The organism is Streptomyces sp. NPDC037013 (assembly GCF_055607265.1).
On record NZ_JBVJRV010000001.1, the window covers coordinates 189,508 to 206,182 of the forward strand.

General features: G+C 73.2%; 16 protein-coding genes. 10 read left to right on the plus strand and 6 right to left on the minus strand.

Annotation, left to right across the window (positions count from 1 at the left end; translation table 11 throughout):
- Positions 1 to 142 precede the first annotated feature (142 nt).
- Positions 143 to 1,009 (plus strand): RNA polymerase sigma factor SigF, encoded by an 867-nt coding sequence (locus ACZ7DY_RS00855; RefSeq protein ID WP_471128249.1) that lies wholly within the window; start codon positions 143 to 145, stop codon positions 1,007 to 1,009.
- A gap of 34 nt (positions 1,010 to 1,043) precedes the next feature.
- Here ACZ7DY_RS00855 and ACZ7DY_RS00860 read toward each other — a convergent pair whose 3' ends face one another.
- Positions 1,044 to 2,177: a PAS domain-containing protein gene (locus tag ACZ7DY_RS00860; protein ID WP_471128252.1), complete on the minus strand. Its 1,134-nt coding sequence runs from the start codon at positions 2,175 to 2,177 to the stop codon at positions 1,044 to 1,046.
- Positions 2,178 to 2,334: 157 nt separating this feature from the next.
- On the opposite strand from ACZ7DY_RS00860, the gene ACZ7DY_RS00865 reads away from it, so the two are divergent.
- The 3 genes from ACZ7DY_RS00865 to ACZ7DY_RS00875 all read left to right on the plus strand — a co-directional run bounded on the left by ACZ7DY_RS00865 (position 2,335) and on the right by ACZ7DY_RS00875 (position 5,519).
- Positions 2,335 to 2,958, plus strand: coding sequence for an ANTAR domain-containing response regulator (locus ACZ7DY_RS00865; protein WP_471128254.1), 624 nt, complete (start codon positions 2,335 to 2,337; stop codon positions 2,956 to 2,958).
- A 270-nt stretch (positions 2,959 to 3,228) separates the two neighbouring features.
- Positions 3,229 to 4,476 (plus strand): aminotransferase class I/II-fold pyridoxal phosphate-dependent enzyme, encoded by a 1,248-nt coding sequence (locus tag ACZ7DY_RS00870; RefSeq protein ID WP_471128256.1) that lies wholly within the window; start codon positions 3,229 to 3,231, stop codon positions 4,474 to 4,476.
- The gene (locus ACZ7DY_RS00875; protein WP_471128258.1) at positions 4,473 to 5,519 is read left to right on the plus strand and encodes an MBL fold metallo-hydrolase; all 1,047 of its coding nucleotides are present in this window, start codon (positions 4,473 to 4,475) and stop codon (positions 5,517 to 5,519) included. Before ACZ7DY_RS00870 ends, ACZ7DY_RS00875 begins: the two co-directional genes overlap by 4 nt.
- 17 nt (positions 5,520 to 5,536) lie before the next feature.
- Here the strand turns inward: ACZ7DY_RS00875 and ACZ7DY_RS00880 are convergent, their stop codons facing one another.
- Together ACZ7DY_RS00880 and ACZ7DY_RS00885 are read right to left on the minus strand one after the other, a co-directional pair.
- Complete coding sequence (locus ACZ7DY_RS00880; RefSeq protein WP_471128261.1) at positions 5,537 to 6,154, minus strand: DedA family protein; 618 nt, start codon at positions 6,152 to 6,154, stop codon at positions 5,537 to 5,539.
- Positions 6,151 to 6,927 carry an MBL fold metallo-hydrolase gene (locus ACZ7DY_RS00885; protein ID WP_471128263.1) on the minus strand — a complete coding sequence of 259 codons (777 nt, stop codon included), beginning with the start codon at positions 6,925 to 6,927 and terminating at the stop codon, positions 6,151 to 6,153. Before ACZ7DY_RS00885 ends, ACZ7DY_RS00880 begins: the two co-directional genes overlap by 4 nt.
- 126 nt (positions 6,928 to 7,053) lie before the next feature.
- On the opposite strand from ACZ7DY_RS00885, the gene ACZ7DY_RS00890 reads away from it, so the two are divergent.
- Positions 7,054 to 7,473, plus strand: a complete 420-nt coding sequence (locus ACZ7DY_RS00890) for a hypothetical protein (protein ID WP_471128265.1) — start codon at positions 7,054 to 7,056, stop codon at positions 7,471 to 7,473.
- A gap of 35 nt (positions 7,474 to 7,508) precedes the next feature.
- Here the strand turns inward: ACZ7DY_RS00890 and ACZ7DY_RS00895 are convergent, their stop codons facing one another.
- Positions 7,509 to 7,757, minus strand: coding sequence for a hypothetical protein (locus ACZ7DY_RS00895; RefSeq protein ID WP_471128268.1), 249 nt, complete (start codon positions 7,755 to 7,757; stop codon positions 7,509 to 7,511).
- 191 nt (positions 7,758 to 7,948) lie between these two features.
- Between ACZ7DY_RS00895 and ACZ7DY_RS00900 the strand changes: the two genes are divergently transcribed.
- Positions 7,949 to 10,093 (plus strand): phage holin family protein, encoded by a 2,145-nt coding sequence (locus ACZ7DY_RS00900; RefSeq protein ID WP_471128270.1) that lies wholly within the window; start codon positions 7,949 to 7,951, stop codon positions 10,091 to 10,093.
- A gap of 84 nt (positions 10,094 to 10,177) precedes the next feature.
- Positions 10,178 to 11,569, plus strand: a complete 1,392-nt coding sequence (locus ACZ7DY_RS00905) for an amino acid permease (protein WP_471128272.1) — start codon at positions 10,178 to 10,180, stop codon at positions 11,567 to 11,569.
- A 33-nt stretch (positions 11,570 to 11,602) separates the two neighbouring features.
- Here the strand turns inward: ACZ7DY_RS00905 and ACZ7DY_RS00910 are convergent, their stop codons facing one another.
- A complete protein-coding gene (locus ACZ7DY_RS00910) occupies positions 11,603 to 13,237 on the minus strand; it encodes a DUF6345 domain-containing protein (protein WP_471128274.1) in 1,635 nt (544 codons plus the stop codon).
- 302 nt (positions 13,238 to 13,539) lie between these two features.
- Between ACZ7DY_RS00910 and ACZ7DY_RS00915 the strand changes: the two genes are divergently transcribed.
- The gene (locus ACZ7DY_RS00915) at positions 13,540 to 13,767 is read left to right on the plus strand and encodes a hypothetical protein (protein WP_471128277.1); all 228 of its coding nucleotides are present in this window, start codon (positions 13,540 to 13,542) and stop codon (positions 13,765 to 13,767) included.
- 24 nt (positions 13,768 to 13,791) lie between these two features.
- Here ACZ7DY_RS00915 and ACZ7DY_RS00920 read toward each other — a convergent pair whose 3' ends face one another.
- The gene (locus ACZ7DY_RS00920) at positions 13,792 to 14,067 is read right to left on the minus strand and encodes a DUF4190 domain-containing protein (protein WP_471128280.1); all 276 of its coding nucleotides are present in this window, start codon (positions 14,065 to 14,067) and stop codon (positions 13,792 to 13,794) included.
- Between the two features lie 170 nt (positions 14,068 to 14,237).
- Between ACZ7DY_RS00920 and ACZ7DY_RS00925 the strand changes: the two genes are divergently transcribed.
- Positions 14,238 to 14,663: an OsmC family protein gene (locus tag ACZ7DY_RS00925; protein WP_471128282.1), complete on the plus strand. Its 426-nt coding sequence runs from the start codon at positions 14,238 to 14,240 to the stop codon at positions 14,661 to 14,663.
- Positions 14,664 to 14,812: 149 nt separating this feature from the next.
- Complete coding sequence (dnaK, locus tag ACZ7DY_RS00930; RefSeq protein ID WP_471128284.1) at positions 14,813 to 16,672, plus strand: molecular chaperone DnaK; 1,860 nt, start codon at positions 14,813 to 14,815, stop codon at positions 16,670 to 16,672.
- Positions 16,673 to 16,675: the final 3 nt, after the last annotated feature.

Here is a 16,675-nt window from a genome sequence, read left to right on the forward strand (position 1 = left end):
AGAACAGTGCTTCGGACCGGAGGCACGTCCGTGGGAGCGGCTGTGCCGCTCGGCCCCGGGTGTGCCCCGTTGCCCTTCGACATGCACGCACTCCCACGGTGACCGCCCACCCAAGGCACCGACAAGGGAGTTGCGACGCACCATGCGATCCCACACCAGCACAGCAGTAACCGCGCGGACGACCACCCCCGCGTCCCCGACGCGGTCGACCGGCACCGTGGTACCCGGGAGGACGAAGCGTCACCCGCACGACGACGCCCCGGACACCGCCGAGGCCTTCGAGCGCCTCGTCGAGATGGACCCGGGCCCGGAACGCGACGCCCTGCGCCAGGAGATCGTCCGGGCCTGGCTGCCGATGGCCGAGCGCCTCGCCGGCCGGTTCCGCAACCGCGGCGAGTCCCTCGACGACCTGCGCCAGGTCGCGGCCCTCGGCCTCGTCAAGGCCGTCGACCGCTACGACCCGCGCCGCGGCACCGCCTTCGAGAGCTACGCCGTGCCGACCGTGACCGGCGAGATCAAGCGGCACTTCCGCGACCACATGTGGACCCTGCACGTGCCGCGCCGCGTCCAGGACCTGCGCAACCGCGTGCGGTTCGCCCGCCAGGACCTCTCCCAGACGGTCTCCGGGCGCGCCCCCACCATCGCCGAGATCGCCGCCCACGCGCAGATGAGCGAGGAGGACGCGAAGGCCGGCCTGGAGGCGCTCGACAGTTTCACCGCGCTCTCCCTCGACGCCGAACTGCCGGGCAGCGAGGACGGATACTCGCTGAGCGACGCCCTGGGCGGCCCCGACACCGCGCTCGACGTCGTCGTCGACCGCGAGGCCGTCAAGCCCCGCATCGCGCAGCTGCCCGAGCGCGAGCGCACCATCCTCTACATGCGGTTCTTCGGTGACATGACGCAGAGCCGCATCGCCGACGAGATGGGCATCTCCCAGATGCACGTCTCCCGGCTGATCAGCCGCTGCTGCGACCGGCTGCGCGACCAGGTCATGCGGGATGCGGCCTGAGGGTCGGGCGGTCCGCGGTGCCCTCCCGCGCTCCTCAGCGGGGTGCGGTGCCGCGGCGCATGGCGAGCGCCATGTGCCGGGACAGCACGTCGACCGCGCGGGCCTCGGCCATCGAGAAGGCGAGCCGCGGGCCGCTGCGGAAGAGCGTGAGGACCCCTTCCACCGGGCCGTGCGCATGGGCGATCAGCGGCACGCACAGCAGGGAGGTGACCTCGGCGCGGACCAGGACGTGCGCGCCGGACGCGTCCCTGCCGAAGCCGTCCGGGTCCTCCGGGCGCACCTGCAGCGAGGCCGCCCCGCCGCGCGCCGCCTCCACGACGAGGGGGCAGCCGGCGGGGTCCTGGGCCAGGATGTCGGCGACCGGCGCGTCCGGCGGCCCGAGGACGGTGGTGCGTCTGAGCCGCGCCGCGCCCTCGTCGGCGATCACCCAGTCGGCGAACCGCTGGTGCAGGACCTCCGCCGCCTCCCGGAGCACGGCCTCGCGGTCCCCGGCGGGCGTGCCGAGCAGCGCCGTGGTCATGGCGTCCGCCAGGTCGACCTGGGCCGCGTGCCGGGTCGCCTCGCCGAGGTCGGGGGCGGGTCCTGGCGCGCTCGGCCGCCTTGGCGCGGCCCGCTCGCCGTCGGGCTGCAGGACGACGAGGACGGCGGTGCCCGGCTCGGTGCCCGGGCGCAGCGCGGTCAGTGTCGCCCGTACGGGGGTACCGGGGCTCTGCTGGAGGTGGACGTTGAGGCTGCGGTCTCCCTCGCCGCGGGCGACCGCCGCGGTCTGCGAGCGGAACGCGACGCGGTCGGCGTGGAGCAGGAACCCGGTCAGCGGCCGGCCCGTGGCGTACCCCGCGCGGACGCCGGTCAGCCCGGTCGCCGCGAAGTTCATCCGGCGCACCACGGTCTCCCTGTCGATCAGCGCGACCGGCAGCGGCAGCCGCTGGAACAGCGCCCGCAGCAGCCGCTGTTCGTCCCGGTCCGCCGTGGCGTTGTCCAACTGTCCGTTGACCGCGAGGCGTTCGTACGTCGGCCACAACTGGCCGGCGACGTGGTCGAGTTCGAAGAGTGCCGCGTCGAGCACGGTGCCCAGGTCACCGGGCGGGACGGAACGGGCTGATTTCAACTCCGCGATGCGGCGCAGAAAATCCGCGAGCTCTTCACCGAACTCCTCCATTTGAGACATGTGTCGAACCTAACCGCTGCGACAGTTTTCCGGGGGTCTTGCCGGGAAGCCGAAGAAGAGAGGAGGGAACCCCATGGCGCCCTTGCCGGACCCTGACCTGCTCCGTCCGGAATCGTCCCTGCCCGGCCGTAGGCTATCCGAACTCGCGGAACGGGCCGTGCGGTGCACGCCCGCCTGCTGCGGCGCGAGCGCCACGGTCTTCGGCCGCGGCGACGAACACCCCGCCGCGGTCACCCACCCCGACCTCGCCGGGCTCGTCTCGGTCCAGCTGCGGTCCGGCGACGGACCCATCCTGGCCGCGGAGGAGAGGGGGACTCCGGTCGACTCCGAGGACCTGCTGCGGGACGAGCGATGGCCCGCGTACCGCGCGCTGGCCCTCGACTCCGGCGTGCGCTCCTGCCTCACGCTCCCCTTCCAGCGCGGCGGTCTCACGGTCACCCTGACCCTCTTCAGCTTCCGTCCCGGCGCGTTCGACGAGGCCGGACACTGTCCCGCCCAGGCGCTCGGCGACCTCGCCACGTCGAGTTTCGTGCGCGACCGGCACTACCGCGCCGCACTGGCCGAGCTGGACCAGCTCGGCACGGCCCTGCGGACCCGGCCCGTCGTCGACCAGGCCTCCGGCATCGTCATGCACGTCCTCGGATGCGACGCGGAGATCGCCTTCGGCGTGCTGCGCCGCATCTCCCAGTCGACCAACCGCAAGCTGGCCGACGTCGCGGCCGCGCTCGTCGAGACGAAGGGCCGCGGCCTGGAGCGCGAGCTGGTCTCGCTGGCCCGCTGACCCCCCCGCTCACACGCCCGGACCCCCAGGCCCGGACCGGTCACCGCCGACCGGTCCGGGCCTTCCGCGCGCCCCCTGCCGCCCGCCGCGGGGAGAGCGGAGGGCTCACCCGGCCGGAGGCCAGGGCGGGCGCGAGGGGTGGGACCGCGTTGTGATGGGGGGCGTGCGGCGAACTCCTGGCCTCCTGGGCGCCTCCTGGTCGCCTCCTGGGTACGGACGCGCAGACGGGGCATGAGCTGGACAGAGTCACGCGAGTGCACGGAGGTACGGATGAGGCGGACGGAGACGGAGGGCCACGGCCCCGTCCGGTACGGGCCGCCCCCGCCCGAGCCGGGCCTGCCGGTCCTGCCCGAGGTCGCGGCCGTCGCCGCCGCGGCGGCGGGCCGCTCCCCGTGCGAGCCCCCGGGCGGCGGCCCCGCCCTCCTCGACGCCGCGAGCGGCTACTGGGCCCGGCGCGGCCTGCCCGTCGAACGGGACCGGATCGTGGCAGCCCCCGGCGCCCCGCCCCTGCTGCTCGCCCTCACCGCGGCCCTCGGTGGCGACGTCCTGCTGCCCCGCCCCTGCCCCGCCTGGTGGGCGCCCCAGGCACGGCTGCTCGGCAGCGGGGTCTACCACGTGCCGACGCCCGCCGAGTGCGGCGGCGTCCCCGACCCGTACGCCCTCCTGGAGACCGTCCGCCGGGTTCGCGACGAGGGCGGCAGCCCCAGGCTCCTCGTGCTCTCGGTGGCCGACGACCCCACCGCCACCGTGCCGCCCCCCGAAGTGCTGCACGAGACCGTGGAGGCGGCCGCCGGCGAGGGGCTGCACGTCGTCGGCGACGAGACCTGGCGCGACACCCTGCACCACCCCCACGACACCGTCCTCATCGGCCCGGCCGAGATGGACCACGAGCATGTGACCGTCCTGTGCGACCTCGCCGGCTCCCTGCTTCCGCCCGCGCTGCCCGCCGCCGTGGCCCGCTTCCCCGCCACCGGCGCCGGCGCCGATCTGCGCGCCCGCACCCTGGACGTCCTGACCGCGCTCGGCGCAACCCTCGCCGCACCGGCCGCCGCCGCTGCCTCCTATGCGTTGGGCGAACCGGACGAGATCACCGGGCGCCTCACCGCCGCCGTACGCCTGCACGCGCGCGTGGCCGCCGCCGTACACCGCGCGGTGCTCGCCGCGGGCGCCCTCGCCCGGCCCCCGCAGGCCGGCCGTCACCTCTACGCCGACCTCGGCCCGCTGCGGACCGCGCTGGCCGCGCGCGGCGTCGGCGACGCGCAGGACCTGGAGGACTTCCTCACCGAACGGCTCGGCATGCCGGCACCGGGCGGCCACCGCTTCGGCGACGACATCGACGCCCTGCGCGTACGGCTCTCCACGGGCCCGTTCCTCGGCGCGACCGGGGCGGAGCGCCTGGCGGCGCTCGCCGCGCCGGACCCCCTTGAACTGCCGCACGTCGAGCGGGCGCTGACCACGTTCGCGGCAGCCTTCGACGACCTCCGCGCAGCCGCCCAGCGAATGGAGCCGCCCCGATGACCCAGCAGGTACAGCCGCAGGAGCACCACCACCCCCGGCCGCCGCGCGGCCGGACGGCACCCGCCCCGGCGCCCGGCCCGCTCGCCCCGCCGCGGCCGCCCGGCGCCCCCCGGCCGTGGCCCACGTCGTTCGCCGACCGGCTGACCGCCCCGCTGCCCGGCCTGCGCGCCATGGCGAGATTCGCGCGCGAAGGCGCCCTGCGGCCGCGCGCCGAGGGCCTCGCGGACCTCCACCGGCTGCCGGTCGAACCCGGCCCGCTGCCGAGCGTCGACGCCCGTACCGTCGCCGTCACCTGGGCGGGGCACGCCAGTTGGGTCGTCCGCATCGGCGGCCTCACCGTCCTCACCGACCCCGTCTGGTCCCGGAAGATCCTCGGCACCCCGGCCCGCGTCACACCCGTCGGCGTCCCCTGGGATGCCCTGCCGCGCGTCGACGCCGTCGTCATCAGCCACAACCACTACGACCACCTCGACGCGCCGACCCTGAACCGGCTCCCCAGGGACACCCCCGTCTTCGTGCCCGCAGGCCTCGGCCGCTGGTTCACCCGCCGCCGCTTCGTCAACGTCACCGAGCTCGACTGGTGGGAGGCGGCCGAACTGCGCGGCCTGCGCCTCGACTTCGTGCCCGCCCACCACTGGTCCAAGCGCACCCTCCTCGACACCTGCCGCACCCTGTGGGGCGGCTGGGTCCTCACCGACGCGCAGGGGCAGCGCGTCTACTTCGCGGGCGACACCGGTTACGGCCACTGGTTCGAGCGGATCGGCGCCCGCTACCCGGGCATCGACCTCGCGCTCCTGCCGATCGGCGCGTACGAGCCGCGCTGGTGGCTCCGCGACGTCCACTGCGACCCGGAGGAGGCGGTCCGCGCCGCGCTGGACCTGGGCGCGCGCCGGATGGCCCCCATGCACTGGGGCACCTTCCTGCTCTCCGCCGAACCCGTCCTCGAACCGCTCACCCGGGTCCGCGCCGCCTGGGAACGGACCGGCCGGCCCCGCGACGAGCTGTGGGACCTGCCGGTGGGCGCGTCGCGGGTGCTGGCCTGACGGGAGACCGGCGGACGTCAGGCGGCGGCGCGCCGGACCTTGCGCCACACCGTGGGCGCCCCGCTGATCAGTACGGTCAGCGCGACCGCCACCGCGACGCCCTCCCACGGCTTCTTGAAGAGGGACCCGCCGAGTATGCCGATCAGCTGGTACGTCACCGCCCACGCCAGACAGGCGGGGACGTCCCCGCGGGCGAACTGGCGCAGCGGCATCTTCGCCATCAGACAGGCCAGCATCACCGGGATGCGCCCCGCGGGAACGAGCCGGGACAGCACCAGGACCATCACGCCGTGGTCCGCCAGCTTCTCCTGCGCCTGCGCGAGCCGCTCCTCCGGCGCCCGGTCACGGATCGCCGCCAGCCAGCGCGACCCGTTCTTCGACCGCATGCCGCGCCGCCCCAGCCAGTACAGGGCGACGTCGCCGAGGAACGCGGCGAACGCCGCGACGCCGAAGACGACGAGCAGCGAGAAGGGCGCCGTCTGATGGAAGGCGACCACCGCCGCCGAACTGACCAGCGCGCCCGTCGGCACCACCGGGACCAGCGCGCCGATCACGACGAGGACGAAGAGCGACGGATAGCCGAGCGCCTGCTGCGTGCTCTCCGGCGGCACCTGTGCCGCCGCGGCGGATATCACCGCGCCACCTCCGGTCGCACGCTCTGCCCGTGCGCGAGCCGGTGGACGGCGACCCCGGGAGCGAGCCGGGCCGCGTGGCGGACGAACTCGTGGCCGGGCGCGTGGAATTCATGGGGGCGCACGGCGTCCATGCCGATCGGCCAGTACGTGCCGTAGTGCACCGGCACCGCGCTGCGCGGCGCGATCCGGGCGAGCGCCTCGGCGGCCCGGCCCGCGTCCAGATGGCCCTGGCCCAGGTAGGGCCCCCACCCGCCCACGGGAAGCAGCGCCACGTCGACCTCGCCGACCTCGTCGGCCATCGTCTCGAAGAGGCCGGTGTCCCCGGCGAAGTAGGTGCGCGCCTCGCCCTCCACGACGTAGCCGAGCGCCGGCGACCGGTGCGGGCCCACGGGCAGCCGCCGTCCGTCGTGCAGCGCCGGCACCACGCGTACGACGACGTCGCCGACCGGGACCGTCTGGCCCGGCACGACCTCGGTGAAGCGGAGATGGGGCAGCCGGCGGGCCAGACCGGGCACCGCACGGGACGCCCCGCGCGGGACCAGCGCACGGGTGCCCGGCGTGAGCCGGGCGAGCGACGCCACGTGCAGATGGTCGGCGTGCAGGTGGGAGAGGAGCACGACGTCGGCGACGGCCGCGTCGGGTGGCGGCAGTGCGCCCCTGCGGCGCCGCAGATGCGCGAGGCGGCGGGCGAACAGGGGGTCGGTCAGTACGCGGACGCCCGAGTCCTCGACCGTACAAGTGGCATGACCCCACCATGTGACCTCGACGGGCACCCGGTTCCTCCTTCGTGCGACTGTCTCCGAGCCTACGGCCAGGAGTAGGGTCGGCGGCCTACGCCGAGGGAGCCGAGGGAGGGGAACGCCGTGGAAGAGGTCGAGAAAGAGGCCGGGAGGCACATCGTGGGACGAGCCGGGGGAGACGTCGTGCGCGCCGCGGCGATCGCCAGTCTGACGCCCCTGGAAGAGCTCGACGCCGACCCCTTCCTGGTCGACTCGCGCAGCCAGCACGCGATGTGCGCGCGCTGGGCCGAGGCGCAGGGGTACGTGATCACCCGGCAGCTCGTCGTGCGGGGGCTGCGCGCCGACCACGCGATGCTGTGGGACGACGTCGAGGCGGGGCTCGTGGATCTTTTCGTGGTGCCCTGCCGCAGGGTGCTGGAGCGGGCGCTGCGCTCCGCGGACGAGTTCACCGCGGAGTGCGAGCGCCGCGGGGTGCGGGTCGAGACGGCGGGGTTCGCCGAGCCCGCGTACGACTCACAGATGAAGGCGCGGGTCCACCGGCGGCTCTCCATGCCCACCGCGGGGTACGACGGCCGCTAGGGCGGGTCCGCGCCTCCACGTGCCGGTGGGGCCGGTCAGCCTCCCAGCAGACCCTTCGGCAGGATCGTGTTGAGCCCGCCCCCGTTGAGGAGGCCGCCGAGGACGTCGGTCAGCTGCGAGAGCAGACCGCTGAGCAGGTCCGTCTTCTGCCCGGGGGCCGGGGGCGGCTGCGGGGCCTCGTCGGCGTGGGCGGTCGTGATGCCCATGACGAGCAGTCCCGTGGTGATCACGACGGCGGTGGTGGCGCGGGTCGCCGCCTGCCGGAGCGAAGTGGTGGTTGGCATGGGGTCGTCCTCCATGGGGGCCGTTCGAATGGCGCTGCCGAGTCTTGTCGCCCCCGTCGTGGGCCGCGAGCGGGGTCACGCAATCAGGTGAGTGCGCCGTCGGCAGGGCATGATCGGGGGAGTCGGCGGCCGCCGCGGCGTGCTGTGTCAGGCTGGGGGCCGGTTCGGGGTGGAACGTGAAGGGGCGAGGCGTGGGGCAGGGTCGATGGCGCAGCGTGGGCCGCGCGCTGGGGCGCGTGGTCGCCGTATGGGCCGTCAGCACGCTCACCATGCTCGTGCTCGCCGGGATCCTCCCCGACTTCAAGCTCCAGTCGGACTCCGGTGACAGCGCCACCCGCATCGCGGTCACCGCGGCCCTCGGCGCCGGCGCCTTCGGCCTGCTGTCGGTGCTGGTCTGGCCGCTCCTCGTACGTGCCCTGCTGCTCGTGCCCGCCCTCGTCCTCGGCCTGCTCGCCTTCTTCCTCAACGGATCGCTGCTCCTGCTCGCCCTCAGCCTCATCCCGGAGGGCCGCGGCGAGGCTGGGGCCGAGACCGCCGTCGTCGTCGCCGCGGTGATGTCCGCCGTCGCCTCGGCCACCGGCGGCGCCCTCGCCGTCCGGGACGACGACGCCTACCGGCGCAGGCTGTACCGCCTCGCCGACCGCCGCAGACGCCGGGGAAGCATCCCCGGCGGCGGCCCCGGCCCCCTCACCCCCGGCACGGTCTTCATCCAGCTCGACGGGGTCGGGCACGACGTCCTCACCGCCGCCGTCACCAAGGGCGTCATGCCCACCGTCGCCCGCTGGCTCGGCGCGGACGGCACCCCGCCCTCGCACCGCCTGACACCCTGGCGCACCGACTGGTCGAGCCAGACCGGCGCCAGCCAGCTCGGCATCCTGCACGGCTCCAACCACGACGTCCCCGCCTTCCGCTGGTACGAGAAGGACACCGGCGAGGTCATGGTCAGCAACCGGCCCGCCTCCGCCGCGGAGCTGCAGCGCCGGGCCGTGCGCCGCACCGGTGACGGCGGGCTCCTGACCGTCGACGGCGCGAGCCGCGGCAACCTCTTCAGCGGCGGCGCCGAGCAGCTTGCCCTCGTGCTGTCGATCGCGGCCAGACGCGGCAAGGAGAACCGGTCACGGGCCGGGTACTTCGCCTACTTCTCCGACCCCGCCAACGCCGTCCGCACCGCCCTCTCCTTCGTCGCCGAGGTTTTCCGCGAGATCGGCGAGTCCACGCGCGCACGCCTGGAGCGGCGCCGTCCGCGGGTGAGCCGCGGCGGCCTCTACCCGTTCATCCGCGCCTTCGCGACCGTCGTCGAGCGGGACGTCGTGGTCGCCGCCGTCATCGGGGACATGCTCGCCGGGCGCAGCGCGGTCTACGCCGACCTCGTCGCCTACGACGAGGTGGCGCACCACTCCGGCCCGGCCGGCAAGGACGTGGAGAAGGTCCTGCGGCGCCTGGACCGCTCCCTCGCGCTGCTCGCCCAGGTCGCCGAGCACGCGCCGCGCGCCTACCGGATCGTGGTCCTCTCCGACCACGGACAGAGCCCCGGCGAGACGTTCCGCGCCCGCTACGGCCTCACCCTGGGCGATCTGGTCCGGGCCGGCTGCGGACTGCCCGTGCCGCGCAAGGCGCAGCACACCCACAGCGGCGCGGAGGCCCGCTCCGCCGTGCGGGCCGCGCTGCGCAGGCCCGTCGAGGAGGGCGCCGACCAGCACCGCCCGCCCCGGGGCGCCGAGCCGATCGTGCTCGCCTCCGGCAACCTCGGGCTCGTCTCGTTCCCCGACGTGCCGCACCGCATGACGCGCGAGGAGATCGACCGCCGCCATCCGGCACTGCTGCCCACCCTCGCCAACCATCCGGGGATCGGCTTCCTCCTCGTACGCAGTGCCAGGCGGGGCGCGTTGGTGCTCGGGGCGCGGGGCGCCGAGGTGTATCTGGACGAGGATCCGGAGGACCTCGGGCCGCTCACCGACTTCGGGCCGGGCGCCGCGGACGCCGTGCGGCGCACCGACACCTTCCCGCACGTCGCCGACATCATGGTCAACTCCTGGTACGACCCGCAGGACGGCGAGGTCCTCGCCTTCGAGGAGCAGATCGGTTCGCACGGCGGGCTCGGCGGGGCGCAGGCCCGCCCGTTCCTGCTGTCGCCGCTCGTGCTGGGCGATCCGTCGGCGGACGGGGCGGAGTTGGTCGGCGCCGAGCAGGTCCACCAGGTGCTGCGGAGCTGGCTGGGGGCGGACCGGGGGCCGGAGATCCCCGTGACCGTACCGGTGAACGATTCCTTGTTCGATACGCCCGCGGGCACAGCTTTTGCGGCTCCCGAGGCCGCCGCGCAGGACAAAACACACTGATTTGGAGCAGCGTCCGCCGTGCCCGACCATGGCTTCCGCCCGGCGGTCCCGGGCCCCATGGCACGACGAGAGGCGCACCACCCCATGCACGACACCGGAACCGTGGCAGAGTCGGCTCCGGCCTCCGACCAGGGAGAATCGGCGCAGCCCCCGAGCAGGCACGCCCGGCGGTTCAGCCTTCCGGTCGCCACCTGCCTCGTGATGGGGAACATCATCGGCGGCGGCATCTTCCTGCTGCCGGCCTCCGTCGCCCCGTTCGGCACCATCAGCCTCGTCGCGTTCGGCGTCCTGACCGCCGGGGCCATCGCCCTCGCGCTGGTCTTCGGCCGGCTCGCCGAGCGCGACCCGCGCACCGGCGGCCCGTACGTCTACGCCCGCGCGGCCTTCGGCGACTTCGCGGGGTTCCTCGCCGCCTGGTCGTACTGGATCACCACCTGGGTCTCGAACGCCGCGCTGGCCGTCGCCGCCGTCGGCTACCTCGACGTCCTGCTGCCCGTCGGCGACCACAAGTGGACCGCCTGCCTGGCCGCCCTGGTCCTGCAACTCCTGCCCGCGCTCGCCAACCTGGCGGGCACCCGGTACGTGGGCGCCGTCCAACTGGTCGCCACCGTCCTGAAGTTCCTGCCGCTGCTGCTCGTCGCCGTCGGCGGCCTCTTCTCCTTCGACAGCGCCAACCTCGGGCCCTTCCAGGCCAGTGACGACACCCCGATGGGCGCCGTATCGGCCGCCGCCGCGATCCTGCTCTTCTCCTACCTGGGCGTCGAATCGGCCGCCGTCAGCGCCGGTGAGGTGCGCGACCCGCGGCGCAACGTCGGACGCGCCACCATCCTCGGCACCCTCGGCGCCGCCCTCGTCTACCTGCTCGGCACGCTCGCCGTCTTCGGGACCGTCGCCCACGACAAGCTCGTGGCCTCTACCGCGCCCTTCTCCGACGCCGTCGACGCGATGTTCGGCGGCTCCTGGGGCGGCACCGCGGTCGCCGTCGCCGCGCTCGTCTCGATGGTCGGCGCCCTCAACGGCTGGACGCTGCTCAGCGCCCAGACGCCGTACGCGGCCGCCCACGACGGGCTCTTCCCGAGCGCCTTCGGCAGGAAGAAGCGCGGGGTGCCGACCGTCGGCGTCCTCGTCACCGTCGTCCTCGCCTCGCTGCTGACCGTCTACAACTACACGGCGGGCTCCGGCGGCGTCTTCGAGTCCCTGGTCCTGATCACCACGTTCACGGCGACCGTGCCGTATCTCCTCGCCACCGCCGCGCAGATCTACTTCCTCGTCTCCGGACAGCGCGAACGCGTCGTCCGCGGGCGGCTTGTGCGCGACGCGGTCCTCGCGGGGCTCGCGTTCGCGTTCTCCATGTGGCTGGTCGCGGGCTCCGGTTACGCTGCCGTCTACCAGGGCGTGCTGTTCCTCTTCGCGGGAGTCCTCGTCTACGCGTGGATGGCGGCCCGCAAGCAGCGGGCCGCCACCGTCAACGGCTGAGCCGGACCCCCGGTCCTTTTGCCGGGGCCACGCCTACCTCGCGAGCGGCGCCACGACCCAGCGGCGGGTCTTGAACATGCTGCCCCGCGTGCCGATCTCGATCAGCTTGCGGGCCGCCGGATAGGCCTCGTTGCCCTCCATCTCATAGCCGACCTCGAACGTGCCGGGCACGTCCACGACGTCGATCTGCCGCTCCGCAGCCGCGCCCTGCCCGCTCTCCTCACCGGCGGTGACCGCGGCGAGGTGGGCGAGCAGCGTGCGCTGCGCGGCGTCGAGCGCCCTGCGCGGGTCGCGCTCCAGCGGCGCCGCCGACGCGGTGCCGCCCTTGGGCTGTGGCGGCGACACCTCGGTGCTCGGCTCGCGGGTGACGCCGGTGGGCCTGCGGGTGGCGATCTGCGCCTGCACGGGCGTGCCGTCGTTGTCGAGGCCGACGCGGATGAGGCCGCGGCCCGGCGTGATGACGGGGACGCCGTCGAAGACCTGCCGGAACGTGACGTGGGTCTGGAGCGAGACCGGGCGTCCGACCTCGGAGCCGTCCTTCGTCCCGGAGTTCTGCATCAGGTCGTGCACGCTGTCGACGACCAGCTCGGCGCCCTCGGCGTACCGTTCGGCGAACCCGCGCGCCGTCTCGATCGCCCGCTCGGTGGGCAGCTGCTGGGTGTTGCGGTGGTTGGGCTCGGCGAGCCGCACCCAGCGGACGCCCTGCGGCGCGGTGGAGATGACGCGGTCGCCGGAGGCCGCGCTGAGCACGCCCATCCGCTCGATCTGCACGTCCTGCGTCGCCGCCGACGGGAAGTCGGCGAGCTCTGCGAGAGAGGCGAGTTCGGCGCTCGGGTCCCGGGGCGCCAGCTGGACGATCTGCTGCCGGCCGGGGAGCTGGGTGAGCAGCTCCCTGACGCCTTGGCGGGCGTAGTACCAGCGCCACGCGTACCAGGTGTCCGGCACGTGCTCGCGGTAGAAGTTCCGCTCGGTGTTGAGGCGGTTGGTGGCCTCGGCCTGGGTGGCGCCGACGGCGCAGACCGAGGGGGCCTGGCCGTGGTAGATGTCCCAGCTGGCATTGAGCCACGCGTCGCAGTACGTCTGCCCCGAGCGCCACTTCTCCCAGAACTTCTTGCCGTAGTCGCCGCTGTCGATGGAGACGGTCTCGAAGCCGAAGAGCATGCGGAAGCCGATGTTGGGCCCGCCCCAGGTGCGGATCGGCGAGTGGCCGCCGGTGACCTTGAGCGAGTCGCACGTCGACCAGAAGACGTAGTTCACCTTCTCGTTGCCGAGCGCCATCCGGTTGGAGACCGCGTCGCTGCGGCCGTCCCAGGCGGCACCGAGCGGCGCGAAGAAGACGCCGTTGCCGTCCATGCCGCCGTGGCCGGAGTGGTAGACGGCGACGACGGCGTCCATGCCGTACCTGTCCTGCCAGTTGTCGTACGTCTCCTCGTACGCCCACACCTGCGCGCCGCCGTCGGCGAACCAGAAGTTGCGGTCGTAGAACTGCTGGAGGTACCCCAGCCAGCCGGTGGCGTCCTCGTGCGTGTGGTAGAGCGTCGCCTGGTTGACGAACTTCTGGATGCTGAAGGCACCCCACCAGCCGAAGGTCGAGTCCCGGTCGCCGGCGGCGCCGGGCTTCTCCGGTTCGAGTGGCGACGGACCGCGGTCCGAGTAGTTGATGCGCATGGGCCTACCCCCTGAGACGATCTCCTCGCTGTCCTGCGCGAGGGGCCTCAAAGTGTCACCGCGGCCGCGCCTTGCCCAGTTGCCATTCCGGCCATAGGCCCCACGTCACGGGCCCGTTCCCGCACCCCAGGGGCCTCTGTGGCGCGCCGCCGCACACAACGTGTTCGGATCCGGCCGACGCGCACCTGCGGCCCCTGCTCGAACACCCCGCTGACCCGGCGCGGCCCGTTTCTCACCCCGAGGGGCTCCGCGCACCAGCCGCCGCCTTGCCCAAAAAATCGAACAGGTGCTCTAATCTGGGAATGGACCGCAACGCCTTCCCCACGGACCTCCTGGAGGCCCAGACAGCCTGGTATGTCACGTACGGGCAGCTCGCCACCGCGGCCGTCGACGGGACGGCCGCGCACCGGAGGCGGCTGCTCGGCCTCTCCCGGCTGATCGCCGCGCATCCCTACTGGCAGACGCCGGCCGGCACGCCCGCGGCGCGGGTCGCGCTCAAGGAGCTCGCGCGCGTGAAGGCGTTCTCGTGAGCCGCGCCGCGTCCCGGGGCCGGGTCAGCCGCCGATGTACCAGCTGAAGCCGCCGGACGCGGCGACGCTCAGCAGCACGATGAAGAGGATCACGTCCACGATGCCCAGGACCAGGGCCGCCTTCGCCATGCCCTCGCTGCCCCGGTGCTGGCGCAGGGCGACGGCGCCGAAGATGATCGCGAGCGGTCCGAGCACGACGCTGAAGAAGAACACGCCGACGATGCCGCAGACGAGTCCGGCCACCGCGAGGCCGTTCGTGCGGGAACCGGAAGTCGCTGACGGGTTGCCGTAGAACGACATGGTCATACTCCTCGGGGGTCGCGTTCCAGTCTTGCGTGACGCGATTCCGAGTGCCCCGGAACCAGTCGCGTACTCCGCGCCCGGCGCGGAGTGTGATCGGATGGTGGCCGCGGGACTTCCGACCACGGAACCGCGCCGATTCACGGAACCGCATTGAAGGGAACTGCATCGTGGCAACCACGCGCTCCGCGCACACGGTCTGGGAAGGCTCTCTGACGGAGGGCTCGGGCACCGTCACCTTCGACTCCTCCGGCATCGGGGAGCAGGCGGTGTCCTGGCCGTCGCGCGCCGAAGAGGCCAACGGCAAGACCAGCCCGGAGGAGCTGATCGCCGCCGCGCACTCCAGCTGCTTCTCGATGGCGCTGTCGCACGGCCTGACCGGCGCGGGCACCCCGCCCACCCGGCTCACCACCTCCGCCGACGTGACCTTCCAGCCCGGCACCGGCATCACCGGCATCCACCTCACCGTCGAGGGTGAGGTCCCGGGCCTCGACGAGGCCGCCTTCGTCTCGGCCGCCGAGGACGCCAAGGCCAACTGCCCGGTGAGCCAGGCGCTCTCGGGCACGACCATCACGCTTTCGGCCAAGCTGGCCTGAGCCAGCGCCCGTTGACGCTGCCGTCACCCCCTTCGGGGTGGCGGCATTGTCGTGTACGGCATTGACAAGAACCCGCTCAAGTTTTGTGATGGAGAACGGAGTAGACCTGGATACGGGGGACGTGAGCTCGCGGCGGAAGGGACTGGATCATGGCACGTGCGGTCGGGATCGATCTCGGGACGACGAACTCAGTGGTGGCCGTACTGGAGGGCGGTGAGCCCACCGTCGTCGCCAACGCGGAGGGGGCGCGCACCACCCCCTCGGTCGTCGCGTTCGCGAAGAACGGCGACGTCCTGGTGGGCGAGGTCGCCAAGCGGCAGGCGGTCACCAACGTGGAGCGCACCGCGCGCTCCGTCAAACGCCATATGGGCGACGGCGGTTGGCGCTTCCCGGAGGAGGGCTCCGTGGACGGCACCCGCCTCACCGCGCAGGAGCTGTCCGCGCGCGTCCTGCAGAAACTCAAGCGCGACGCCGAGTCCTACCTCGGCGAGGACGTCACCGACGCGGTGGTCACGGTCCCCGCGTACTTCGACGACACCCAGCGCCAGGCCACCAAGGAGGCCGGTGAGATCGCCGGGCTCAACGTCCTGCGCATCATCAACGAACCGACGGCGGCGGCCCTCGCGTACGGCCTCGACAAGGGCGAGGACGAGACGGTCCTCGTCTTCGACCTCGGCGGGGGCACCTTCGACGTCTCGCTCCTGGAGATGGGCGAGGGGGTCATCGAGGTGAAGGCCACCAACGGGGACACCCGGCTCGGCGGCGACGACTGGGACCAGCGGATCGTCGAGTACCTGGTGCGCCAGTTCAAGAATGGGCACGGTGTGGACCTCGGCAAGGACAAGATGGCGCTCCAGCGCCTGCGCGAAGCGGCCGAGAAGGCGAAGATCGAGCTCTCCTCGTCGAGCGAGACCGACATCAACCTGCCGTACATCACGGCGTCGGCGGAGGGCCCGCTGCACCTCGCCGAGAAAATGACGCGCGCTCAGTTCCAGGAGCTCACCGCTGACTTGCTCGACCGCTGCAAGGAACCCTTCCACCAAGCGGTGAAGGACGCGGGCGTCAAGCTCTCCGCCGTGGACCACGTGATCCTGGTGGGCGGCTCCACGCGGATGCCCGCGGTGACGGACCTGGTCAGGGAACTCACCGGCAAGGACCCGCACAAAGGAGTCAACCCCGACGAAGTCGTGGCGCTCGGCGCCGCCCTGCAGGCCGGGGTGATCCGCGGCGACGTCAAGGACGTCCTGCTGCTCGACGTGACGCCGCTCTCCCTCGGGATCGAGACCAAGGGCGGCATCATGACCAAGCTCATCGAGCGCAACACCACCATCCCCACCCGGCGTTCGGAGACCTTCTCCACCGCCGAGGACAACCAGCCATCGGTCGGCATCCAGGTCTTCCAGGGCGAACGGGAGATCGCCGCGTACAACAAGAAGCTCGGCGTCTTCGACCTGACCGGGCTGCCGCCCGCGCCGCGCGGCGTCCCCAAGATCGAGGTCACCTTCGACATCGACGCCAACGGCATCATGCACGTCTCGGCGAAGGACGAGGCCACCGGACGTGAGCAGCGCATGACCGTGACCGGCGGCTCCGCGCTGCCCAAGGACGACATCAACCGCATGGTGCGGGAGGCCGAGGAGCACGCGGAGGAGGACCGCAGGCGCCGGGAGGCGGCGGAGACCCGCAACCAGGCGGAGCAGCTCGTCTACCAGACGGAGCGGTTCCTGCGGGACAGCGGCGACAAGGTGCCCGCCGGGACGAAAGACGAAGTGGGTTCCGCAGCAGCCGAGTTGAAGGAACTCCTCAAGGACCGGCCCGACGACACGAAGGCCCTGCGCGCCGGCATCGAGAAGTTGGCCGCGGTGAGCCAGAAGATGGGCCAGGCCATGTACGCGGCCGCCGGTGAGGGCGCCCCGGAGCAGCCGCCCACGGAGGCCGGCGCCGAGGAGAGCGTGGTGGACGCCGAGATCGTGGACGAGGACGACCGGAACAAGGGCGGCACGCAGTAGACG